22 protein-coding genes are annotated in these 21,291 nt (G+C 63.5%); 4 read left to right on the forward strand and 18 right to left on the reverse strand.

Annotation, left to right across the window (positions count from 1 at the left end; genetic code table 11):
• Positions 1-66: 66 nt before the first annotated feature.
• On the reverse strand, positions 67-1,497 hold the full coding sequence (locus C7G61_RS04510; RefSeq protein WP_108512907.1) for an amidase: 1,431 nt from the start codon (positions 1,495-1,497) through the stop codon (positions 67-69).
• Positions 1,498-1,602: 105 nt separating this feature from the next.
• Between C7G61_RS04510 and C7G61_RS04515 the strand changes: the two genes are divergently transcribed.
• Positions 1,603-2,490 carry a LysR family transcriptional regulator gene (locus C7G61_RS04515; RefSeq protein WP_108513435.1) on the forward strand — a complete coding sequence of 296 codons (888 nt, stop codon included), beginning with the start codon at positions 1,603-1,605 and terminating at the stop codon, positions 2,488-2,490.
• A gap of 7 nt (positions 2,491-2,497) precedes the next feature.
• On the opposite strand, the gene C7G61_RS04520 is transcribed toward C7G61_RS04515, so the two are convergent.
• The 9 genes from C7G61_RS04520 to phnG are packed head-to-tail and all read right to left on the reverse strand — an operon-like array spanning position 2,498 to position 9,452.
• Complete coding sequence (locus tag C7G61_RS04520) at positions 2,498-3,109, reverse strand: pyridoxamine 5'-phosphate oxidase family protein (protein WP_108512908.1); 612 nt, start codon at positions 3,107-3,109, stop codon at positions 2,498-2,500.
• 13 nt (positions 3,110-3,122) lie between these two features.
• Complete coding sequence (gene phnN, locus C7G61_RS04525) at positions 3,123-3,722, reverse strand: phosphonate metabolism protein/1,5-bisphosphokinase (PRPP-forming) PhnN (protein ID WP_108512909.1); 600 nt, start codon at positions 3,720-3,722, stop codon at positions 3,123-3,125.
• Positions 3,719-4,870, reverse strand: a complete 1,152-nt coding sequence (locus C7G61_RS04530) for an alpha-D-ribose 1-methylphosphonate 5-triphosphate diphosphatase (protein WP_108512910.1) — start codon at positions 4,868-4,870, stop codon at positions 3,719-3,721. The genes phnN and C7G61_RS04530 overlap by 4 nt, the downstream gene beginning before the upstream one ends.
• Before the next feature lie 14 nt (positions 4,871-4,884).
• A complete protein-coding gene (gene phnL / locus C7G61_RS04535) occupies positions 4,885-5,583 on the reverse strand; it encodes a phosphonate C-P lyase system protein PhnL (RefSeq protein WP_190241662.1) in 699 nt (232 codons plus the stop codon).
• An 8-nt stretch (positions 5,584-5,591) separates the two neighbouring features.
• Positions 5,592-6,392 carry a phosphonate C-P lyase system protein PhnK gene (gene phnK, locus C7G61_RS04540; RefSeq protein WP_108512912.1) on the reverse strand — a complete coding sequence of 267 codons (801 nt, stop codon included), beginning with the start codon at positions 6,390-6,392 and terminating at the stop codon, positions 5,592-5,594.
• Entirely contained in the window at positions 6,385-7,269 is an 885-nt protein-coding gene (locus tag C7G61_RS04545) for an alpha-D-ribose 1-methylphosphonate 5-phosphate C-P-lyase PhnJ (protein ID WP_108512913.1), read from the reverse strand. The genes phnK and C7G61_RS04545 overlap by 8 nt, the downstream gene beginning before the upstream one ends.
• Positions 7,266-8,369 (reverse strand): carbon-phosphorus lyase complex subunit, encoded by a 1,104-nt coding sequence (locus C7G61_RS04550; RefSeq protein WP_108512914.1) that lies wholly within the window; start codon positions 8,367-8,369, stop codon positions 7,266-7,268. The genes C7G61_RS04545 and C7G61_RS04550 overlap by 4 nt, the downstream gene beginning before the upstream one ends.
• A 2-nt stretch (positions 8,370-8,371) precedes the next feature.
• A complete protein-coding gene (gene phnH / locus C7G61_RS04555; RefSeq protein WP_190241663.1) occupies positions 8,372-8,977 on the reverse strand; it encodes a phosphonate C-P lyase system protein PhnH in 606 nt (201 codons plus the stop codon).
• Between the two features lies 1 nt (position 8,978).
• A complete protein-coding gene (gene phnG / locus C7G61_RS04560) occupies positions 8,979-9,452 on the reverse strand; it encodes a phosphonate C-P lyase system protein PhnG (RefSeq protein WP_244608174.1) in 474 nt (157 codons plus the stop codon).
• A gap of 113 nt (positions 9,453-9,565) precedes the next feature.
• Here phnG and phnF point away from each other — a divergent pair, with 113 nt between their 5' ends.
• Positions 9,566-10,294 carry a phosphonate metabolism transcriptional regulator PhnF gene (gene phnF / locus C7G61_RS04565; protein WP_108512916.1) on the forward strand — a complete coding sequence of 243 codons (729 nt, stop codon included), beginning with the start codon at positions 9,566-9,568 and terminating at the stop codon, positions 10,292-10,294.
• Positions 10,295-10,401: 107 nt separating this feature from the next.
• Here phnF and phnE (C7G61_RS04570) read toward each other — a convergent pair whose 3' ends face one another.
• The 4 genes from phnE (C7G61_RS04570) to phnC form a co-directional block, all read right to left on the reverse strand.
• Positions 10,402-11,250 (reverse strand): phosphonate ABC transporter, permease protein PhnE, encoded by an 849-nt coding sequence (gene phnE, locus C7G61_RS04570; RefSeq protein ID WP_108512917.1) that lies wholly within the window; start codon positions 11,248-11,250, stop codon positions 10,402-10,404.
• Complete coding sequence (phnE, locus tag C7G61_RS04575) at positions 11,247-12,131, reverse strand: phosphonate ABC transporter, permease protein PhnE (protein WP_108512918.1); 885 nt, start codon at positions 12,129-12,131, stop codon at positions 11,247-11,249. The genes phnE (C7G61_RS04570) and phnE (C7G61_RS04575) overlap by 4 nt, the downstream gene beginning before the upstream one ends.
• 110 nt (positions 12,132-12,241) lie before the next feature.
• Positions 12,242-13,177, reverse strand: a complete 936-nt coding sequence (gene phnD, locus C7G61_RS04580; RefSeq protein ID WP_108512919.1) for a phosphonate ABC transporter substrate-binding protein — start codon at positions 13,175-13,177, stop codon at positions 12,242-12,244.
• A 77-nt stretch (positions 13,178-13,254) separates the two neighbouring features.
• Positions 13,255-14,070: a phosphonate ABC transporter ATP-binding protein gene (phnC, locus tag C7G61_RS04585; RefSeq protein ID WP_108512920.1), complete on the reverse strand. Its 816-nt coding sequence runs from the start codon at positions 14,068-14,070 to the stop codon at positions 13,255-13,257.
• Between the two features lie 315 nt (positions 14,071-14,385).
• Between phnC and C7G61_RS04590 the strand changes: the two genes are divergently transcribed.
• Positions 14,386-15,579: an alpha-D-ribose 1-methylphosphonate 5-triphosphate diphosphatase gene (locus tag C7G61_RS04590; RefSeq protein ID WP_108512921.1), complete on the forward strand. Its 1,194-nt coding sequence runs from the start codon at positions 14,386-14,388 to the stop codon at positions 15,577-15,579.
• 20 nt (positions 15,580-15,599) lie between these two features.
• Entirely contained in the window at positions 15,600-16,289 is a 690-nt protein-coding gene (locus C7G61_RS04595) for a DUF1045 domain-containing protein (RefSeq protein WP_108512922.1), read from the forward strand.
• Positions 16,290-16,391: 102 nt separating this feature from the next.
• On the opposite strand, the gene mmsB is transcribed toward C7G61_RS04595, so the two are convergent.
• From mmsB to C7G61_RS04615, 4 genes are all read right to left on the reverse strand, one after another.
• Positions 16,392-17,573 carry a multiple monosaccharide ABC transporter permease gene (gene mmsB / locus C7G61_RS04600; protein ID WP_108512923.1) on the reverse strand — a complete coding sequence of 394 codons (1,182 nt, stop codon included), beginning with the start codon at positions 17,571-17,573 and terminating at the stop codon, positions 16,392-16,394.
• Positions 17,570-19,132, reverse strand: a complete 1,563-nt coding sequence (mmsA, locus tag C7G61_RS04605; protein ID WP_108512924.1) for a multiple monosaccharide ABC transporter ATP-binding protein — start codon at positions 19,130-19,132, stop codon at positions 17,570-17,572. Before mmsA ends, mmsB begins: the two co-directional genes overlap by 4 nt.
• 78 nt (positions 19,133-19,210) lie before the next feature.
• Positions 19,211-20,284 carry a multiple monosaccharide ABC transporter substrate-binding protein gene (gene chvE / locus C7G61_RS04610; RefSeq protein WP_108512925.1) on the reverse strand — a complete coding sequence of 358 codons (1,074 nt, stop codon included), beginning with the start codon at positions 20,282-20,284 and terminating at the stop codon, positions 19,211-19,213.
• Between the two features lie 114 nt (positions 20,285-20,398).
• Positions 20,399-21,283, reverse strand: coding sequence for an SMP-30/gluconolactonase/LRE family protein (locus tag C7G61_RS04615; RefSeq protein WP_108512926.1), 885 nt, complete (start codon positions 21,281-21,283; stop codon positions 20,399-20,401).
• Positions 21,284-21,291: the final 8 nt, after the last annotated feature.

Raw genomic sequence — 21,291 nt, forward strand, 5'->3', positions numbered from 1 at the left:
CCCGATTCCCTTGTTAGCGGCCAATCCCTTGTTAGCGATCAAGTGTGGTGGCAGCCGCATTTTCGTTTAGCCGGCTAGATTCGGCCACCGGCCGAGAATATCTTGCGAGGCCTCAAACAGCGCGCTGACGCGCAGCAATTCGACGTCTCCACGGAATTGCCCGACCAACTGGATGCCGATCGGCAGGCCGTCCGCATCAAAGCCGCAGGGCAGACTGACGGCGGGATGACCGGTCATGTTGAACGGCATCGTCCAGGGAAACCAGCTCGGCCGCACGTCGCTGAAGACCCGGCCGTCGATTTCGATCGTGCCGAACAGGTCCTGGTCGATCGGAAGCGCGGTTCGGGTGATGGTTGGCATCGCGAGAATGTCGACCCTTTGCAACAATGTCTGAACCCGCCGAAACAGAGCCGTACGGTCAAACATCGCCCGCTGATAGTCAACACCGCTGACCTTCGTGGCCAGCGCCAGTTGCTTCATGAAAGTCTCGCTCAGCACGTCGCCATGGTCGGCCGCAAGCTTCTCGAACCGCGCGCGCCACGCGGTGTGATTGATGGCGCGCCAGATCGGCTCCACCTCAAATCCGTCGGCGGACATTTCCTCGACCTCGGCCCCGAGGGCCTCCAGCCTGGCAAGCGCGACCTTGAATGCAGCGACGACATCGGCCGCAACCGGCCGGCCGAGCGGCGCGAGGCAGAATGCAATCTTGCGCCCGCGCAGATCGCCGTTTGGCGCCGATCCCTCGACAAAATTCCACGGCGGCAATCCGATCGACCACGGATCGGAAGCGTCTTCTCCCGACATCGCCTGCATCATCAGGGCGGTGTCTGCGACGGTGCGCGTCGTAGGCGTCACATAGGTCTGGTTGCCGAACGCGTCCTGCACCTGGCTGTGCGGAATAACGCCGTTGCTTTGCTTCAGCCCGACGACGCCGTTGCAGGCCGCCGGAATCCGCGTCGAGCCGCCGCCATCCGTCGCGATGGCAAGCGGCGCGATGCCGCTGGCAACCGCGACCGCCGCTCCCCCGCTTGAACCACCGCTCGAGCGCGCGCCGCTCCAGGCATTGCGCGTGCGGCCGAACAACGGCGAATCCGTCAGGCACTTGGTGCCGAACTCCGGCGTCGTGGTCTTGCCCACGAGAATGGCACCCTCTGCCCGCATTCGCGCCACGGCGACCGCGTCATGGTCAGGCACGTTGTCCTTGTAGGGGACCGCACCGAAGGTCGTTCGCACTCCCTTGGTGTTGACCAGATCTTTCACGGTGAACGGAATGCCATGAAGAAGGCCGAGCCGCCCCCCGGCCGCGACCTCGCGCTCTGCGTTCCTCGCCTCGGCCATGGCTTCATCCCCACACAGCGTGATGAAGCAGTTCAACTCGGGCTGCATCCGCTCGGCGCGCGCAAGAACGGCCCGCGTAATTTCGACCGGTGAAACATCCCTGCGGACGATCCGCGCGCGGAGTTCGGTCGCAGGCAGGAAGCACAGTTCATCGCTCATCGCGCTAAAGTCCTTTGGGGTCGAATGACGCAAGGATGACATTCACATTGACTTCAGGTCCAATACCATCGCACAACTAACCCATACGATTTTGGTATGGCAAAAATGGATCTCCGGCGTCTCCGGTATTTCGTTGCCGTCGCAGAAGAACGCAGCGTTGGCCGGGCGGCCGTCCGTCTGCGCATGGCGCAGCCGCCACTGTCGGTCCAGATCCGCAAACTGGAATCGGAAGTAGGAACGCCGCTGTTTCGCCGCGGCACGCGGGGGATGGAGCTGACGGCGGCCGGTCGCGCTTTGCTGTCCCGCGCGCGTGAAGCGCTGGCGCTAACGGCTGAAGGCTTCGAGGCAGCCCGCGCGGTGGCGGCGGGGCGCCGGGGAAGATTGTCGGTCGGTTACATGTTCGCGTTGGCCCACGCCGTGTTGCCGAGGCTCGTTCCGGAACTTCGACGGTCCCTTCCAAAGGTCGATCTGGAGTTCATCGAACTGAGCGCATCGACGCGTGAGGCACGGGTGCTGGATCACAGCGTGACTGTCGCGCTGTGCATGCCCGCCATTCGCCACAGCGAGATCGAGATTTCCACGATCGGAAAGCAACGATTAATGCTGGCCATGCCGGCCGGCTCGCAGCTGGCGCGCTCAGCGGCCGTGCCGGTGAGAAAGCTGCAGGGCCGCCCGCTGATAAGCTTGCCCGGGGCTGCCGAGGATCCGTCGACCTCCGTTGTCACGTCGCTGCTGCGGCGGCATCAGGTCAGCATGCCGGTCGCAAACCGGGTCGAGACGGTCCACTCGGCGCTCAGCCTCGTCCTTGCCGGCGAGGGCATGGCGATCCTTCCCGCCTGCGCCCAGCTCGGATGCCCGACCGGCGTCGTGTTCAGGCCCTTCCTCGACGCCGACGATGCCATCGACGTCGCGGTCTGCTGGCGGAGGGATTCTCTCAATCCGCTGGTGAGGAATTTTCTCAAATGCGCGGAAAAGGTGATCCGCTACGCCTGACAGCGCATCACCACATGGTCTGCCGCGCGCGCTCCGGCCATTCCCGATCGTATTTCTCGCCACCGACGGTGTTGTCGCTCATCTCGGCAAGGATCTGGCCGGGCGTCGGCAGGCTCCGGGGATCGACGCGCTTGTCGGGATTCCAGAGATCTGAGCGCACGATGGCGCGCGCGCACTGGAAGTAAACCTCCTCCACCGTCATGACGATGACGGTGCGCGGCGCCTTGCCCTCCATCTTGAATGACGCGAGCAGTTCCGGATTGGCCGAGACATGCGCGCGGCCGTTGATGCGCAGCGTGCTGCCGGAGCCGGGGATGAGAAACAGGAGCGCGACCCTCGGATCGCGCACGATATTGCGCAGCGAATCGCAGCGATTGTTGCCGCGGCGGTCCGGCATCATCAGCGTCTTCTCGTCGTGGACGCGAACGAAGCCCGGCAGGTCGCCGCGCGGCGAGCAGTCCAGCCCCTCCGGCCCGCAGGTCGCCAGCGCCGCGAACGGCGACTTGTCCATCAACACCCGATAGGCCGGCGTGACCCTGTCCGCGACCTTGACCGTCGAGGCATCGTTGGGAAAGCCGTAGATGGCCTCGAGCTGCTCGATGGTCGCGACAACGGTCATTTCCGGTTTCCTTTCAATCGTCCCATTTCTCGCCCTTGATGACGCGGACGAGCTGGCGGGAATGATATTCGGCGCTGCCGGTGTTGACGATGGTCGCGTCGGGCGCTGCCGAGGCATCCTCCACCGCGCGGCGCAGACGGTTTTCGACCCTGCCGTCGCTGCTTCGTGCCCGCATCGCAATCCGTTCGGCCAGAACCTCTGGCGGCGCGGTGATCGAAATCACCACCACGTCGGCATAGGCGCGGCGCATCGCACCGATCACCGTGCGCGATACGTTGGCGACGATGGTACGTCCGATGCGGATTTCGTCGTCGATCGCGCGCGGCAGCGCATAGCGGTGGCCGTGCGCCTCCCAGTGCATGGCATATTCGCCACGCGTCAGCGCCTCCTGAAATGTGCCGATGCTGACCTCTTCGTTTTCCTCCGATGCCGAGGCTTCACGTGTAATCACGCGGCGCGGAAACACGATGTTGCGAGCATCGGCACAGGCTGCCCTGGCAAGCCCGAGTAGAGTATCCTTGCCCGCGCCGCTTGGGCCGACCACGAGCACCAAGCGGCCCGGCCCGATTGCAGCGGTCTTGTCTTCGGTTGTGGGTGTCAGCGTCTCCGTCATGCGACCCGCGTCCCTTCCCGCCAGACGCTACGCACCACCGGAATGTCGCGGGCGACATGCACCCGGATCAGATCGGCGCGCTTGCCGGCTGCGATCTCGCCACGGTCCGCAAGGCCCACGGCGTCGGCCGGCGTTTTTGTCACCGTGCGAACGGCCGATGCCAGATCGATCGCGGGCACGTGTCGCGGCAGTTGCAGTGCAGCCATCAGCAGGCTCGAGGGGATGTAGTCGGACGACAGGATATCCAAAAACCCCTCGCGGGCGAGATCGATGGCGGCGATGTTGCCGGAATGCGAGCCGCCACGGACCACGTTCGGCGCTCCCATCAGAATGCCGATGCCGGCCTGATGCAGCCCGCGCGCGGCTTCCATCGTGGTCGGGAATTCCGCCACCGCAACGCGATCCTGTATAGCGTCGGCGACATTTTCCTCGGTCGTATCATCGTGGCTGGCGAGCGGAATTTGATATTGATGGGCGAGCGCGACGATCTCACGCATGTTTGTCGCGGCATACGTCTTCTGATAGTGGAAGCGCTTCTCGAACAGCGCATCGAGTTCGGCGTCGGTTTTGCCGCCCCCCTTGCCGCGATAATAGTCGCGAAGCTTGACCTCGTCACGAAACTGGCGCTGTCCCGGCGTGTGATCCATCAGCGACATCAGCCGCACGTCCGGCCGATCGATCAGCTCCCTGGCTTCCTCGACCACGCTCGGCATCGGAATTTCGCAGCGCAGGTGCAGGAAGTGATCGGCACGGAGAAGGTTCGCATCGCGGGCGGATGTGATCGCCTCCGCCAGCACGCCCGCCCTGCCGTCAACCTCCTCGGCGCCATCCTCGCGCCAGACCCGCAGCGAATCCAGCACGGTGGTGATGCCCGAAGTGGCCAACTGTCCGTCATAGGAGACCACCGCCGCGATCGGATCCCAAAATACTTTTGGACGCGGCACATAATGCATTTCCAGATGGTCGGTGTGCAGCTCGATCAGGCCGGGCATGATCAGGTCGCCGCCGGCGTTCTCGCTGCCTGACGGCGCGCTTCCCTCGCCAAACTCGGCGATGCGACCATCGGCGAAAGCAACCCAGCCGTGCTCGATCACGCGATCGGCCAGCACGATGCGGGCGTTACCGAGAATGGTTTCGTGCCTTGTCATCTCACATTCTTCCTTCAAGCGGCGGCGGCAAATGATGTCACGTCGACGATCCGGTCGGCGATCAGATGGCGTATTTCATCGTCATGGACGATCGCCACCATTGCGACACCCTGACGCTTCTTCTCTCCAATCAACTCGACCACGACCGCGCGATTGGCCGCGTCGAGCGAGGCCGTGGGTTCATCCAGCAACAAAATCGGCAAGTCGGAGATGAAGCCATGCGCGATGTTGACTCGCTGCTGTTCGCCGCCGGAGAACGTCGACGGCGGCAACGCCCACAGCCGCTCGGGAATGTTGAGGCGGCGCAGCAGCGAGCCCGCCTTCTCGCGGGCTTCCGCGCGTGCGGACCCGTTCGCAATCAGAGGCTCCGCCACCACGTCGATGGTGGCGACCCGCGGCACCGCGCGCAGGAACTGGCTGACATAGCCGATGGTCGAACGACGCACGCTGAGCACCTGCCGCGGCTCGGCCGTGGCCAAATCGATCACCTTGCCTTGATGCCGGATGCCGATCCGGCCGCCATCGCAGCGGTAATTGCCGAAGGTCATTTTCAGGATCGAGGATTTGCCGGCGCCGGAAGGACCCGACAGCACCACGCATTCCCCCGGCTCGACATGGAACGAGACGCCGCGCACCACGGGCAGCTCGACGCCGCTTTGCAGGTGCATCGTAAAGGTCTTTTCGGCGTTGGTGATGTCGATCATCGCTGTCATTGGTGCGCTCATGCCGGCAAAATCGAGGAAACGAGCAATTGGGTGTAGGGCTCGCGGGGGTCGTCGAGCACCTGGTCGGTCAAGCCGGCTTCGATGACGCGACCGCCCTTCATCACCATCACGCGATGCGACAGCAGCCGCGCCACGGCGAGGTCATGGGTGACGACGATGGCGGCAAGGCCGAGCTCACTGACGAGATTGCGCATCAGATCGAGCAGCCGCGACTGCACCGATACGTCGAGCCCGCCGGTCGGCTCGTCCATGAACACCAGGCGCGGTTCTGTCACCAGATTGCGCGCGATCTGCAGCCGCTGCCGCATGCCGCCCGAATAGGTCCGCGGCGCGTCATCGATGCGCGCGGTATCGATCTCGACGCGCTCCAGCCAGGACGAGGCGGTATCGCGGATGCGGCCGTAGTGATTCCAGCCTACCGCCATCAGCCGCTCGCCGACATTGGCGCCGGCCGAAACCGCCATCCGCAGGCCCAGCGCGGGGTCCTGATGCACATAGCCCCAGTCGGTGCGGAACAGAAAACGGCGCTCTGCTTCACCTAACGCGGCCAGATCGCGCAACACGCCATCGCGCATCCGATAGGACACCCGCCCGGCGCTCGGCGCGAGTTGCGCCGATAACAGCTGCAACAGCGTCGACTTCCCCGACCCGGACTCACCGACGATCGCCAGCACTTCACCGGGGTAGAGCGCAAAGGATACATCGCGGCAGGCAGTCAGCCGGCCGTAGTTCTTGCCGAGGTGTTCGGCGACCAGCAGCGGCTCATCGTCCTGCACAACGTCTGGCAGCTCAGCCATGCGCCCTCTCCTTGTGCGGAGCCGCACTCTCGCTGCCGCGATGACCCGCCAACTGGCGAGACTCGCAATAATCAGTGTCGGAACAGACGAACATCCGGCCGCCCTTGTCGTCAGTGACGATTTCATCGAGATAGGAATCGCCGGCGCCGCACAGCGCGCAGGGCGCATCGAACCGGTAGCGCGTGAACGGGTGATCCTCGAAATCGAGCGACACCACATCCGTGTGCGGCGGGATCGCATAGATGCGCTTTTCGCGCCCTGCGCCGAACAGTTGCAGCGCCGGACAATTGTCCATCTTCGGATTATCGAATTTCGGCGTCGGCGACGGGTCCATCACATAGCGCGCATTCACTTTCACCGGATAAGCGTAGGAGGTCGCGATATGACCAAAGCGTGCAATGTCCTCGTACAGCTTGACGTGCATCAGGCCATATTCGCCGAGCGCATGCATGCGCCGCGTCTCGGTCTCGCGCGGCTCCAGGAACCGCAGCGGCTCGGGGATCGGCACCTGATAGACCAGCACCTGCCCCGCATGCAGCGCCGCTTCGGGAATCCGGTGCCGGGTCTGGATCACGGTGGCATCCGCCGTCGACGTGGTGGTCGCGACGCCGGCCGTCTTGCCGAAGAATTTTCGAATCGAGATCGCGTTGGTGGTGTCGTCCGAACCCTGGTCGATCACCTTCAACACGTCCTTTGGCCCGAGGATCGCCGCCGTCACCTGCACGCCGCCGGTGCCCCAGCCATAGGGCATCGGCATCTCGCGGCTGGCGAACGGCACCTGATAGCCGGGAATCGCGATCGCTTTGAGGATCGCGCGGCGGATCATCCGCTTCGTCTGCTCATCGAGATAGGCAAAATTGTAAGCTGGCGCATTCATTCGGCGGCCTCCTGCATTTGCGAAGCCTCATTCGCCTCGGCAAATTCCTTGCGCAATTTGCGCAGCAAGCCGAGTTCGGACTGAAAGTCGACGTAGTGCGGCAATTTGAGATGCTCCACAAAACCGGTCGCCTGCACATTGTCCGAGTGCGACATCACGAATTCCTCGTCCTGGCCGGGTGCGATCACTTCCTCGCCGAGCTCGCGGGCGCGCAGGCTGCGATCGACCAGCGCCATCGACATGGTCTTGCGCTCGCTCTGCCCGAACGCCAGGCCATAGCCGCGTGTAAAACATGGCGCTTCGGTCACCGATCCCTTGAACTGATTGACCATCTGGCATTCGGTCAGCGTGACCGAGCCGAGCGGAACGGCAAAGCCGGCATCCTCGGCCATGAATTCGACCTCAACCTCGCCGAAACGAATCTCGCCGGCAAAGGGATGGTTGCGGCCATAGCCGCGCTGCGAGGAATATCCGAGCGCCAGCAGAAAGCCCTCGTCGGCACGCGCCAGGTTTTGCAGGCGCAGATCGCGATCCGCCGGGAAATTGAGCGGTTCGCGCGTGAGATCACCAACCGGTGCATCGGCATCCGCCGCCGGCGACGGCTCGATCAATCCGTCGCGGCCGAGAATATCGGTGACGCGCGGGGTCGCAGCAGTGGACGCCTCTCCGATCGCGGGCACCTCGGGCGCGAAGCCATCGGCAAGCTGGGGGTCGAGCAGGCGATGGGTGTAATCGAAGGTGGGACCAAGAATCTGTCCACCCGGAATGTCCTTGAACGTCGACGAAATCCGTCGTCGCACCTGCATCGCGCCGGTGTCGACCGGCTCGGTCGCGCCAAAGCGAGGTAACGTGGCGCGGAACGCGCGCACCAGGAAAATTGCCTCGATCAGGTCGCCGCGCGCCTGCTTAATGGCGAGCGCCGCCAATTCGCGGTCGTAGAGCGAGCCCTCCGTCATGACGCGGTCGACGCCAAGCGAAAGCTGCTCGGATATCTGAGCCAGCGACAGTTCGGGAACATCACGGTCGCCGCGCCGCTCATGCGCCAGCAGGCGGTGGGCATTCTCGATGGCGCGTTCGCCTCCCTTGACGGCAACGTACATGATCAGCCTCCCCTCACGAGCCGCGTCGTGCGCGGTACGGCGACGATGGAAACGTCATGAACCAGCACGACATCGATGCCGCGCGGAAACAGCGCGGCGTTGATGGCCAACCGCTCGAACAGATCACGCGGCTGGATTGAAGCGCGAAGCGCTGCCGAGCCGTCGATGCCGGGGCCCTGCAACTCGACCACGGGGCCATCCGTCAGGCTCTCGACCTGCAGGATCAGCGTCGTCGAACGGTCCGGATATTCATTGCTGCCGAACGCGAAGCGATCGAGCGCCGGCAGGTTCTGCGGATCGCCTATCAATGCAAAACTGGCGATCGACGAATCCACAACGACTGGCGCGCTGGTGTGGAACTTGAGCCACTTGGCGACATCAGCTGTGGCCGACATCCGGCCGTCGAGCCAGACCGGCGTATCGTGGTCGAACAAGGTCAGCGCGATGGCGGCGGCGCCGCGCATCATCGTATCAGGCCCGCCAGCTGCAGGCTCGACGCGCTGGACGCTGCCGGGACGCGCCATCGCATCCATCACGGAACGGAAGACCGATTGCGCCGACAACACCTTGTCGGCAAATCCTGCGGGCAGTTCGGCAACGCTCGTCATGTCAGCCCTCACCCCGCACCAGTGTGTAGAAATCGACCCGTGTTGCCGCGGCCTCTGCGACCTTGCGGTTTCGCTTTTCGATCATCGCCGCACGCAGCGGTGCAACGACCTGGGTTTCGATCGCGCCAGCAAGCTCAGCCGACTGCACCATGGCGTCGCACAGCGCGATCAGCCGGGCCTTCTCCCGGTCGCGGCCGAGCGTGTAGCCAAAACCGACCTCGCCGGTCGACAGCCGCACCGCGGCACGCGATACCGTCGCCTCGCCGAGATTGAACGGCGCGCCGTCGCCGCCGATGCGGCCGCGCACCATGACGAGCCCATTCTCGGGCTCGCGCAGGTCTTCGTGCGCGGGCAACGCGACCATTCCGAGACGCCCTTCTATGTCGGCCGTTGCAGAATGAGCCAGTACCGCCATCACGGCCCTGCGCCGCTCCTGCCCGCCACCCTTGCTTTCCATACTTTCGTCGCTCACCATCATATCGGCCTTGCCGGAATCAAGTTGTCTATGATACTAGACAACTTGATAACGAAGCGCCATGACGATTTCGTGACAATGAGGTGATTTTTCCAGATGGCCCGCTTTACGCCATGAGCATCCAGGACACGCCCTCCGGCGTCGCGCTGTGGCGGCAGGTCGCCGACGGCATCGAACGCGGCATCGCCGACGGCCGCTTTGTTGCCGGTGAAAAGCTGCCGGGCGAGATGGAGATCGCCGAAACCTATCGGGTCAACCGCCACACCGTTCGCCGGGCGCTCGCCACGCTCGCCGAACGCGGCCTGGTGCGCGCCGAGCGCGGCAGCGGCACCTATGTCGAGACCCGGCGCCTCGCCTACCCCCTGCACTCGCGAACGCGGTTTTCCGAAATCGTCGGTGCCGGCGGCCGCGAGCCGCGCGGCCAATTCATCGACGCGACCGAGGAAGCCGCTACGCGCGAGCTGGCGCGGGAACTCGGACTGAAGACCGGGGCACCCCTGATCCGGATCGAATCGGTGCGGCTAGCCGACCGCGCGCCGATCTGCGTCAGCACCACCTGGCTTTCGGCCGAACGCTTTCCCAACGCCGGGAAGGTGTTTGCCAATGTGCGTTCGATGACCAAGCTAGTGGCGCATTACGGTATCCGGGATTTTCGCCGTGCGTCGACCCGGATCACCGCCGGTATCGTTGACGCGACCGACGCCGCGCGGTTGGACCTGGCGCTCGGACGTCCCGTGCTCGTGGTCGACAGCACCGACGTCGATACCGGCGGCGAGCCGCTGACGACCAAGCGTTCGCGCTTTGCTGCGGAACGCGTCGAGTTTTTGGTGGAGAATAGTTGACAGCTCGTAGGGTGGGCGAAGCGAAGCGTGTCCACCATTTATGCCAAAGATTTCGGAGAGATGGTGGGCACAATTCGCTTTGCCCACCCCACGGAGTTACGGATTCATCACGCGATTGCCCGCTGTCCGATGATGGCAAAGCGCAATTTACCCGAGATCCAGTCGATCGCGGCGACCGCGACCAAAATCATCAGGATCAGGAACGAGACCTTCTGCCACTCCAGCACCCGGATCTGCTCGGCCAGCTGCAAGCCGATGCCACCCGCGCCGACGATACCGATGATGGTGGCCGAGCGGGTATTCGATTCGATGAAGTAGAGCACCTGCCCCGCGATAACAGGCAGCACCTGCGGCATCAGGCCGAAGCGTATTTCATGCAGTGCGTTGCCGCCGGAAGCCCTGATGCCCTCGACCTGCTTCCTGTCGGCCGCCTCGATGGCTTCGGAAAACAATTTGCCGAACGCGCCGAAGTCGGACAGCGCGATCGCCAGCACACCGGCAAACGGGCCGAGGCCAACGACGTTGATCCACACCAGCGCCCAGATCAGCGTATCGACACCGCGGATGGAATCGAGGAACCGGCGTACCGGGAAGCGAAGCAGGTTCGACGGAATGATGTTCCGCGCCGCCAGCAGGCTGACCGGCAGCGCCGCCACGGCAGCCAAGGTCGTGCCGAGCAGCGCGATCGACAGCGTCTCACCGAGGGCTGCGAGATAGGCGGGCAGCGAGGAGCCGGGATCGGGCGGAATCATCATCACCGTGATCCAGCCGAGCTGGCTCAGGCCCGACACCAGTTTGGCCGGCGAGAAGCCGAGATCGACCAACCCGAATACGAAGATCGCGAACACAGCCAAAATCATCGCCGGCATGGCAAGGCGCGCCGATGCGGGCCGGTCGAAGACGTCAGGGTATTTGGTCCGGAGCGCATCTGTATCCGGTTTCGGCAACTGGCTCATGCGCGCGCCTCCTTGCCGAACAGTTTTCCTCGCAACCAGCCGGTCGTGATATCGATGACGAAGACGGTGACGATGATGGTGACGAGGATCGCGCTGACATCCGAGTAATAGAACTTGCGGATCGCGACGACGAGCTCCTGCCCGATGCCGCCGGCGCCGACAAAACCCATCACCGAGGCTTCGCGGACATTGATCTCAAAGCGCAACAGCGCGTAGCTGGCATAGCCGGCCGTGACCTGCGGCAACACCGCAAAGCGCATGCAAGAGAGCCAGCTTGCGCCTGTCGAACGCACACCCTCGACCGGTTTCATGTCGGCGTTCTCGACGATCTCGGAGAACAACTTTCCGAGCGCACCGGCGGAATGTACGGCGATTGCAAGTACGCCCGCCATCGGCCCGAGGCCGAAGGCGATGACGAAAATCAGCGCGAATACGATGCCGGGAACGGTGCGCGCGAATTCGAGGAGACGCCGGACGACGAACCGCAGCCATGGCGCGGGCGAAGTGTTTTGCGCGGCGAAGAAATTCAGCACAAAGGCAATGACCGCGCCGGTCAGGGTGCCGACATAGCTGATGAGAATGGTCTCGCCGAGCATCTTGAGCCACTTCTGCCAGCCCCAGAACCATTCACCGAAATTGGTCCATACCCGCGTGCCGTCTTCCAGGGTAAGAATGCGGTCGAAATAGCTGACGAAGTTGCCGAAATAGCTGAAGAGCGTGCGCAGATTCACTTCCGCGCCGATCGCTGCGATAATCAACGCGACGAAGAATACCACCGCCGCCAAAGTCACCTTCAAACGCTTGCGCGCGACCGCCTTGCGATAGGTATCGTTGAGCACCGCAAGTTGCTGATCTGGAAGGATGGATATGGCATTCGCCATCGGGATCACTGTGCCCAAGTGTTAAACAGAACGGGTGTTAAGTAGAACGAGTGCTAGACAGAAAAAGGCCGGGTCGCTTGGACCCGGCCAGGCTCGTCTAGGTTTATTGATCAGGACGCCTTCTTTTTACGCAACGCATCGACGAACTTGATCAATTCGACAGCGCCATCCCAATCCTTGGTGGTGGCCGGATTGAAACCTTTCTTCTGGCCGTCGGACAGGCGGTCGAACGCCGCCTTGTCCTTGGTCGGCGCTTCGGTGAACGCCTTGGCAATGGCGGCCTTCAGATCGGCCGGAAGGTCCGAATTATAGGCGTAGGGTCCGTTGATAATCGGGGCGGACTTATGGACGATCCGGAAGTCGTCCTTCTTCATCGGCGAGCCGTCGGCGTTCTTCAGCATGCCCTTGTGCAGCATCTGGGCGAGCGTGGAATCATCGTCATTGGTCCATTGGTTGGCGGCGACCTCGACGGTGCCCTGCGACAGCGCCAGCATGGCGTTCTCGTGGCTGCCGGTGAAGACGACCTTGCCGAAATAGCCATCGGCGTCGGAAATGCCGAGCTTGTCGAGCTCGAAGCGCGGCACGTTGTTGCCCGACGTCGAATTCGGATCGACCAGGCCGAGGTTCTTGCCCTTCAACTGATCGATATTCTTGTAAGAGCTCGACGCCTTGACGAAGAACACGGAATAGTAGCCGGTCGAACCGTCGGCATTGATGTCGTTGGCGAAGGCATCGGTCTTGACGCCGGTCAGCCGCGCGCGGGCGAACGACGCCGAGCCGTAGCTTGCGATATGGATGTTGCCGGCACGCTGGCCTTCGATCACGGCGGCGTAGTCATTGGCGATGCGCAGTGTGACCTTGATGCCGAGCTCCTTCGACAAATAGGCCACGAAAGGCGTCCAACGCTCGGTCACGCCCGAAGCGTTTTCGGCCGGCACCACCGCAAAGGTCAGTTCCGGATATTTGCTCTTCCAGTCCTGTGCCGAGGCGGAAGCGGTAAACGCCAGCGCGGCCGCGCCTGCAAGAACAATACGACGAGTGATCATGGTGAGCCCTCTTGTTGTGGTTACGCCTCTTCGCCGGCTGCGGGTTTGCGACCGGCTACCCTGTACCGAAGTGAAACTCAGGCTGCGGCGGCCGTGCCGAGTTCAGGCATCGCCGCACCGTCGGGTGCCTGCGCGGGCGCGGCACCCATGACGTCATCGGCTTCGAGATCGTAGAGTTCGCGCGCGATACGATCGGTCAACGTCTCAGGCGCGCCGTCGAACACCACGCGCCCGGCCGACATGCCGATCAGGCGGTCGCAATAGCTTCGCGCCAGGTCGAGCGAATGCAGGTTGCAGATCACGGTGATGCCGAAATGCTTGTTGATGCGCAGCAGTGCGTCCATCACGATCCGCGTGTTGCGCGGGTCGAGCGAAGCAATCGGCTCGTCGGCAAGGATAATGTCGGGCTCCTGCACCAGCGCGCGTGCGATCGCGACGCGCTGCTGCTGGCCGCCGGAAAGCTGGTCGGCGCGCTGGGCGGCGATACCAGCCATATCAAACTGCTCCAGCGCCGACATCGCCAGCGCCCTGTCCTCTTCGGGCCAAAGCTGCGTCAGCGAGCGCCAGGACGGAATTTCGGCCAGCCGGCCCATCAGCACGTTGGTCAGAACGTCGAGCCGACCGACCAGATTGAACTGTTGAAAGATCATCGCGGAGCGCGCACGCCACTGCCGCAGATCGTTGCCGCGCAGCGCGGTCACGTCGACGCCTTCGAAGAGGATGCGCCCTTCGGAAGGTTCCGCGAGGCGGTTGATCATCCGGAGCAGCGTCGACTTGCCGGCGCCGGAGCGGCCGATCACACCGACGAAGCTGCCGGGCGCGATCGAAAATGACGCATTATCCACCGCGGCTTTGGTGCCGAACCGGCACGTCAAACCTTCTACCACCAGCATGCAATGCTCCAACTGCGCAGACGTGGACCATCGCTAACGGCTGGGTTTAACAGTTGTGTGACACCGGTGCTGCAGTGCGGCGCTCGTCCACACCCGTGACGACCGTCATGTGTCCGTCATGACATTGTCATCAAGCACATCGAAGACGAGCCACATCGAAGACGAGCGCCTACGCCCGCTTCCGATGGCTGATGGATGCGTAAATGGCCGGCAAGATGCTTTCCGTTGAACCGACGATCGATCCGACCGCCTCGGTGAGAAGTACGAAGCCGCTGCCGCATCGGACCGCCCCCGTTTCAACCAGAGTGCCGCATCGTGACCGAACTGTTCATTGAAGGTGGCCGGGCCCTGCTCGGCCAGGAGATCCACCAAACCACGTTGCGGATTGCCGGCCGCGAGATCGTCGCCGTAGGCACGGACAACAGCCATGGCTCGCCCGGCATCGATGCCGGCGGCTTGCTGGTGCTGCCGGGCATCGTCGACCTGCATGGCGATGCCTTCGAGCGGCAGATGATGCCGCGGCCAGGAGTCGATTTTCCGATCGACGTCGCACTGATCGACAGCGACCGGCAGGCGGTCGGCAACGGCATCACGACCGTCTATCATGCCACGACCCGGTCGTGGGAGCCTGGCCTGCGCAGCGCGGACAATGCGCGGAAGTTATTGGAGGCGATCGAGCAGATGCGGCCGCAGCTCGCCGCCGACACCCGCTTCCATTTGCGCCACGAGACCTACAACCTCGACGCGGAAAGCGAAATCATCGACTGGCTGTCGGAAGGCCGTGTCGACCTGTTCGCATTCAACGACCACATGGACTCGACCGTCGCCAGCCTCGCCAAGCCGCTGAAGCGCAGCCGAATGGTCGAGCGCACGGGGCTCACCAATGAGGCGTTCGACCGCCTGGTGCAAAGCGTGGTCACCCGCGGCCACGACGTGCCGGCTTCGATCGCCCGGCTGGCGCAGGCCGCCCGCGCGGCTGATGTCCGGATGCTCTCGCATGACGATGAAAGCCCGGCGATGCGGCAAGCCTATCGTGCGCAGGGCGTTGCCATCGCCGAATTTCCGGTCAACGAGGAAACCGCCCGCGACGCTGCCGCAGCCTCTGACTTCATCGTGTTCGGCGCGCCCAATGTCGTGCGCGGCGGCAGCCACACCGGCTGGACCAAGGCCTCCGACATGGTCGCCAAGGGTCTGTGTTCGGTGCTGGCGTCCGACTATTACTATCCGGCGCCGCTGCTGGCGGCATTCCGGCTTGCGGCCGACAGTGTGCTGCCGCTGGCCGCGGCATGGCAACTGATCTCGTCGGCGCCGGCGCGCGCCGCCGGCCTCGCCGATCGCGGCATGCTCGCCGCGGGACAGCGCGCCGACATCGTTCTGGTCGACGACACGGCGCCGCTGCGGCCACGAATCGTCGCGGTCGTTGCCGCGGGGCGCCTGGTGCATTTGACGGAGGCAAACCGTCTCGTCCGCTCGTCCGTCGCTTCCCGCAAGGCAGTTGCAGCCGCGTAAGACGGCCCTATTCTGGCGCGATGACAAATTATCCCCGTTACGCGATCTATTACACCTCGGCGCAAGGCAGCGTGCTCGACCGGTTCGGTGCGTCGCTGCTCGGCTACGACGCCCATGGCGGCGACGAACTGCCCTTTCCGGATGGGCTCCCATTGGACTGGCGAGACCTGACGCAGGATCCCCGCAAATACGGCTTTCACGCCACGCTGAAAGCGCCGATGGCGCTGGCCGACGGCAAGGCCGAAGCGAAGCTTGCCGCGGCATGCGAATTGTTCGCCGATCTGGCCCGCCCTGTGCCGGTGATCCAGCCGATCGTCGATTCGATCAGCGGTTTCATCGCGATGATTCCGGCTGAACCGTCGGCAGAGCTCGAGCTGCTTGCCGCCGAGGCCACCAAGGCGTTCGATCCGTTCCGTGCCCCGCTCAGCCCGGAAGACCGTGCACGGCGAAATCCCGACAAGCTGACGCCGCGCCAGCGCGATTATCTCGACCGCTGGGGCTACCCCTACGTCTTCGAAGAATTTCGATTCCACATGACGCTGACGGGACGGCTTCCCGCAGGACGGCGCGAGCATGTTGTGGCAATGCTGCGCGAGAGGTTTGCGGCAACGGGCATCGGGCCACTCGCGATCGACGCGATTGCCCTGTGCCGTCAGGAAAGCCCGAACGCGCGGTTTCGGGTCATTGGCCGCTGGCCATTGCAGGAATGACGGGCCGGCGTGCCAGACTCAAAATATCGAAAACAACCCCATGCAAAGTAGAACTTGGCACCAACTGCCCGTCTTCACGGCCCAACCTGAGCTCATCCTGCCCTATCGCCTTTGGTTGTAGACATCGAGGCACACGGCGCCGAGCAGCACCAGCCCCTTGATCACCTGCTGGTAGTCGATGCCGATGCCGAGGATGGACATGCCGTTGTTCATGACCCCCATGATCATGGCCCCGATCACCGCGCCGCCGACCCGGCCGACGCCGCCATAGGCGGACGCGCCGCCGATGAAACAGGCCGCGATGACGTCGAGTTCAAAGCCGGCGCCCGCCTTCGGGGTCGCTGTATTGAGCCGCGCGGCGAAAACGAGGCCGGCCAATGCGGCCAGCACGCCCATATTGACGAAGGTCAGAAACGTCAGCCGCTCGGTCTTGATGCCGGACAGGCTCGCGGCCCTGGCGTTGCCGCCAATGGCGTAGATATGGCGGCCAATCACAGTGCGCGTGGTGACGAAAGCATAGAGCCCGATCAGCGCCGTCATGATCACCAGCACGTTGGGCAGGCCGCGATGCGAGGCGATCAGGCCGGCGAAGAACACGATCACGGCGAACAGCACCGCGCTCTTGGCGACGAAGAAGCCAAAGGGTTCCACGTCGATACCGTGCGACGCCTGCCGCGCCCGGCTCTTGGCGCTGGTGTAGACCAGGGCCACCGCCAATACGGCACCGATCAACAGCGAGGTCGGATAAAGCGTGCCGGCGCCGGGAAACAGTTCGGGGATGAAGCCCGAGGACAATTTCTGGAAGGTCGGCGGAAACGGCCCGACCGACTGGCCCGCCAGGATCGCGAGCGCCAGCCCCTTGAACACCAGCATGCCCGCCAGCGTCACGATAAATGACGGGATCTTGAAATAGGCAACCCAATAGCCCTGTGCGGCGCCGATCGCCGCGCCGACGAGCAGGCAGGCAAGGAAGGCCAGCGGATAGGCGACGTGATAGCGCACCATCAGCACCGCGGCGACGGCGCCGACGAAGCCCGCGACCGAGCCGACCGACAGGTCGATATGCCCGGTGACAATGATCAGCAGCATGCCGAGCGCCATGATCACGATGTAGCTGTTCTGCAGCACCAGATTGGTCAGGTTCAGCGGCTGCAGCAGCGTGCCGTCGGTCATGACCTGGAAGAACAGCATGATCGCAAACAGCGACAGCAGCATGCCGTAGTTGCGCAGATTGTTCTTGATGAAGCCGGTGTGCCCGGGCAGCGCAACCGCCTTGTCGGTCATGGCCGCAAATCTCCCTGAAGTACCTTCTTGTCGATTTCCTTGTTGCGCATGATGGCGCGCATGATCCTTTCCTGCGTGGCCTCGGCGGCTGCGAATTCTCCGACGAAGGCGCCGTCATTCATCACGCAAATACGGTCGCAGACGCCGAGCAGTTCCGGCATTTCCGACGAGATCATCACCACCCCCTTGCCGGCCTCGGCAAGCTCGTTGATGATACAATAGATTTCGTACTTTGCCCCGACATCGATGCCGCGCGTAGGCTCGTCGAGGATTAATACTTTCGGATCGGTCATCAGCCATTTCGACAGCACGACTTTCTGCTGATTGCCGCCGGAGAGCTGGCCGGTCTCCTGATAGACATCGGAACAGCGGATCCGCATCCGGTTGCGGTAATCGCTTGCAACGCGCAATTCGGACATGTCATCGATCATGCCTTGCCGCGCCACGCGGCCGAGGCTCGCCAGCGTGATGTTCTTGCGGACGTCGGCATCCAGGATCAGGCCGAGTTGCTTGCGGTCCTCGGTGACGTAAGCAAGGCCGGCATCGATCGCCGCCGCCACGCTCGACAGGTTTACTTCCCTTCCATCGAGCCAGACGCGGCCGCTGATTCGATCCCCCCAGGCGCGGCCGAACAGGCTCATGGCGAATTCGGTGCGGCCGGCGCCCATCAACCCGGCGATCCCGACCACCTCGCCGCGCCGGACCTCGAAATCCACGCCCTTGATAACGCGGCGATCCCTGTGCAGCGGATGGTGCACCGTCCAGTCCTGCACGGCGAAGACCGGTGCGCCGATCGCGGCGGTGCGTTGCGGAAAACGATGAGCAAGGTCGCGATCGACCATGCTGCGGATGATCCGGTCCTCTTCCACCGGCTCAGCCCGGCAATCGATGCTGTCGACGGTGCGGCCATCGCGCAGCACCGTGATCCGGTCGGCGACGCGGGCGACCTCCGACAATTTGTGCGAGATCAGGATCGAGGCGATGCCCTGGGCGCGGAATGCCAGCAGACGATCCAGCAATGCCGCGCTGTCGTTCTCGTTCAGGCTGGCGGTCGGCTCGTCGAGGATCAATAGTCGCACCCGCTTGGACAAGGCCTTGGCGATTTCGACCAGTTGCTGCTTGCCGACGCCAAGGTCCGTCACCAGCGTATCGGGCATCTCCGTGAGGCCGACCTGGGCGAGCAGTTCCTGGGTCCGGCGATAGACCGTGTCGCGGTCGATCACGCCAAGACGCGAGGGCGGATGAGACAGGAAGATGTTCTCCGCGATCGACATCAGCGGAATCAGCGCCAGCTCCTGGTGGATGATGATGATGCCGAGCGCCTCGGAATCATTGACGTCGCGAAAGCGCCGCTCCTCGCCGTCGAAGATGATGCTGCCTTCATAATCGCCGTGCGGATAGACGCCGCTGAGAACCTTCATCAGGGTCGACTTGCCGGCGCCGTTCTCGCCGACCAGCGCATGGATCTGCCCCGCCTCCACCGTGAAGTTGACGTCGCGCAGGGCCTGAACGCCGGAAAAGCTCTTGCTCACGCCGCGCATTTCGAGAATTGCGGTCATCGCGTCATCACGTCCATTATCTGTCTATCTCGCTGCGGCGGGTGGCGGCGCCGGTGATCGCCGGCGCCGCCGTCCCGCTCAGTCGAACTGCGCACGCTTGTAGTAGCCGCCGTCGATCAGCACCTTCTCCCAGTTGCTCTTGTCGACGACGACAGGCTTCAAGAGATAGGACGGTACCACCTTGACGCCGTTGTTGTAGGTCTTGGTGTCGTTGACGGTCACTTCCTTGCCGCTGAGCGAGGCATCCACCATGTCGGCGGTGACGCGGGCGAGATCGCGGGTGTCCTTGAAGATGGTCGAATACTGCTCGCCGCGCTGCATCGACTTGATCGACGGCACCTCGGCATCCTGGCCGCTGACGACAGGCATCGGCATGTTGCCGCTGCCATAGCCGACGCCCTTCAACGACGAGAGAATGCCGATGGAGAGGCCGTCATAGGGAGAGAGCACGGCATCGACCCGCTTGCGGCCATAGAACGCGCTCAGGAGGTTGTCCATCCGCGCCTGGGCGGTGGCGCCGTCCCAGCGCAGGGTCGAAACCTTGTCCATGCCCTTCTGGCCACTGCCGATCACCAGCTTGCCGCTGTCGATATAGGGTTGCAGCACCGACATCGAGCCGTTGTAGAAGAAGTAGGCGTTGTTATCGTCCGGCGAGCCGCCGAACAATTCGATGTTGAAGGGCCCCTTGCCATCCTTCAGCCCGAGCCCCTGCTCGATCGACTGCGCCTGCAGCACGCCGACCTGGAAATTGTCGAACGTGGCGTAGTAATCGACATTGGGCGTGTCGCGGATCAACCGGTCATAGGCGATGACCGTGATCCCCTTGGCCTTGGCCTGCTTCAGCACGTCCGACAGCGTGGTGCCGTCGATCGCCGCGATCACCAGCACCTTGGCGCCCTTGGTCACCATGTTCTCGACCTGAGAGAGCTGGTTCGGAATGTCGTCCTCGGCATACTGCAGGTCGGTGCCGTAGCCGCGCTCCTTCAGGATTTTTACGATGTTGTTGCCATCGTCGATCCAGCGTGCCGAGGACTTGGTCGGCATGGCGATGCCGACGGTTCCCTTGCTCTGGGCGAAAGCGCCGGTCACCGCCGTTGCGGCCATGGTTGCTGCCAGCGCCAGAGCCGACAATGTGGTCTTCAGACTAGTCATATTTCACTCCCTTGATTATCGAGGATCTATGGTTCCTGGATTGTCGGACCGCTGAATGCGGTTCTTGAAACTCAGTCGTTTCTCGCGCATTTGTGTGCGCCTCGTCTTCCTCCATCAACCCGTTGCAAGTTTTACGTCTGGTTCAGGGCGGCCACGCGCTGCGACATCGAGCACGAAGGTGCGGCCATGATCGGGATCGGCGCGTTTCGCGTCCTCCGCCATCCCCTGCCAGGCCGAGGTAACGAGCAGGCGTGAGAAATCTGGCCCGACAAAGGCAGGACAACTCGACTGCCGTGCCGGAACGCGGAGCGTGCGCAGATGTTCGCCTTGCGGGCTGTAGACATCGATGCAGCCGCCGCCCCAGCGCGCATTCCAGATCAGTCCGTCGGCATCGACCACCGCGCCGTCAATACCGTCGCCACCTCGCCGGGTGACCAGCGCGACCGGCGCGCCACGCGGCAGGCCGGTCGCCGCATCGAGGTCGACGCGGAACAGCATGTTCCTCCCGGTGTCGGCGAAATATCCGATAGTCCCGTCCGGCGAGAAGCAGATCGCGTTCGGGATCGTGATGCTCTCATAGAGACACGAAAGCTCGCCGCGATGCAGCGCATAGATGGCGCCCAGTTCCCGCTCGGCCTGGCGCCCCATGGTGCCGATCCAGAAGGTGCCGGACGGATGAACCCGCGCATCGTTCGAACGCGTCGCCGCATTGTCGGCTTCCAGCGGACAGTACAGCGTCATCCGTCCATCCGCCGGCTCACGTATATAAAGACCGTCATCGGCAACGAGGAGCTGGCGATGGGCGTCGATCCGCCCAAGCGCACTGCCCATCACGTCGAGCGAATGGATCGTGATCCGGCCGGTATCAAGCCGCGCTTCAAACAGCCGGCGTTCGACGATGTCGAACCACCAAGCCGTATCGGTGGCGGCCTCGTAGGTCGGCCCCTCGCCAAGATGGCAGCGCTCGCTACAGAGAACGGTCGTCGGCACCTCTTCCATTGTACGAT

Origin of the sequence: Bradyrhizobium algeriense (assembly GCF_003062295.1) — a bacterium.
GTDB lineage: Bacteria > Pseudomonadota > Alphaproteobacteria > Rhizobiales > Xanthobacteraceae > Bradyrhizobium > Bradyrhizobium algeriense.

Bases quoted from the DNA above. Each gene is read 5' to 3' on its own strand.
- C7G61_RS04550 (WP_108512914.1), bottom strand. From the start codon at position 8,369: ATGTACGTTGCCGTCAAGGGAGGCGAACGCGCCATCGAGAATGCCCAC.
- phnN (WP_108512909.1), bottom strand. From the start codon at position 3,722: ATGACGGAGACGCTGACACCCACAACCGAAGACAAGACCGCTGCAATC.
- phnF (WP_108512916.1), top strand. From the start codon at position 9,566: ATGAGCATCCAGGACACGCCCTCCGGCGTCGCGCTGTGGCGGCAGGTC.
- C7G61_RS04615 (WP_108512926.1), bottom strand. From the start codon at position 21,283: ATGGAAGAGGTGCCGACGACCGTTCTCTGTAGCGAGCGCTGCCATCTT.
- phnL (WP_190241662.1), bottom strand. From the start codon at position 5,583: ATGACAGCGATGATCGACATCACCAACGCCGAAAAGACCTTTACGATG.
- C7G61_RS04595 (WP_108512922.1), top strand. From the start codon at position 15,600: ATGACAAATTATCCCCGTTACGCGATCTATTACACCTCGGCGCAAGGC.
- C7G61_RS04510 (WP_108512907.1), bottom strand. From the start codon at position 1,497: ATGAGCGATGAACTGTGCTTCCTGCCTGCGACCGAACTCCGCGCGCGG.
- phnD (WP_108512919.1), bottom strand. From the start codon at position 13,177: ATGATCACTCGTCGTATTGTTCTTGCAGGCGCGGCCGCGCTGGCGTTT.
- C7G61_RS04515 (WP_108513435.1), top strand. From the start codon at position 1,603: ATGGATCTCCGGCGTCTCCGGTATTTCGTTGCCGTCGCAGAAGAACGC.
- phnE (WP_108512918.1), bottom strand. From the start codon at position 12,131: ATGGCGAATGCCATATCCATCCTTCCAGATCAGCAACTTGCGGTGCTC.
- phnK (WP_108512912.1), bottom strand. From the start codon at position 6,392: ATGGCTGAGCTGCCAGACGTTGTGCAGGACGATGAGCCGCTGCTGGTC.
- C7G61_RS04520 (WP_108512908.1), bottom strand. From the start codon at position 3,109: ATGACCGTTGTCGCGACCATCGAGCAGCTCGAGGCCATCTACGGCTTT.
- chvE (WP_108512925.1), bottom strand. From the start codon at position 20,284: ATGACTAGTCTGAAGACCACATTGTCGGCTCTGGCGCTGGCAGCAACC.
- phnH (WP_190241663.1), bottom strand. From the start codon at position 8,977: ATGACGAGCGTTGCCGAACTGCCCGCAGGATTTGCCGACAAGGTGTTG.
- mmsA (WP_108512924.1), bottom strand. From the start codon at position 19,132: ATGACCGCAATTCTCGAAATGCGCGGCGTGAGCAAGAGCTTTTCCGGC.
- C7G61_RS04530 (WP_108512910.1), bottom strand. From the start codon at position 4,870: ATGACAAGGCACGAAACCATTCTCGGTAACGCCCGCATCGTGCTGGCC.
- phnG (WP_244608174.1), bottom strand. From the start codon at position 9,452: ATGGTGAGCGACGAAAGTATGGAAAGCAAGGGTGGCGGGCAGGAGCGG.
- C7G61_RS04545 (WP_108512913.1), bottom strand. From the start codon at position 7,269: ATGAATGCGCCAGCTTACAATTTTGCCTATCTCGATGAGCAGACGAAG.
- phnC (WP_108512920.1), bottom strand. From the start codon at position 14,070: ATGCTGGTGGTAGAAGGTTTGACGTGCCGGTTCGGCACCAAAGCCGCG.
- phnE (WP_108512917.1), bottom strand. From the start codon at position 11,250: ATGAGCCAGTTGCCGAAACCGGATACAGATGCGCTCCGGACCAAATAC.
- mmsB (WP_108512923.1), bottom strand. From the start codon at position 17,573: ATGACCGACAAGGCGGTTGCGCTGCCCGGGCACACCGGCTTCATCAAG.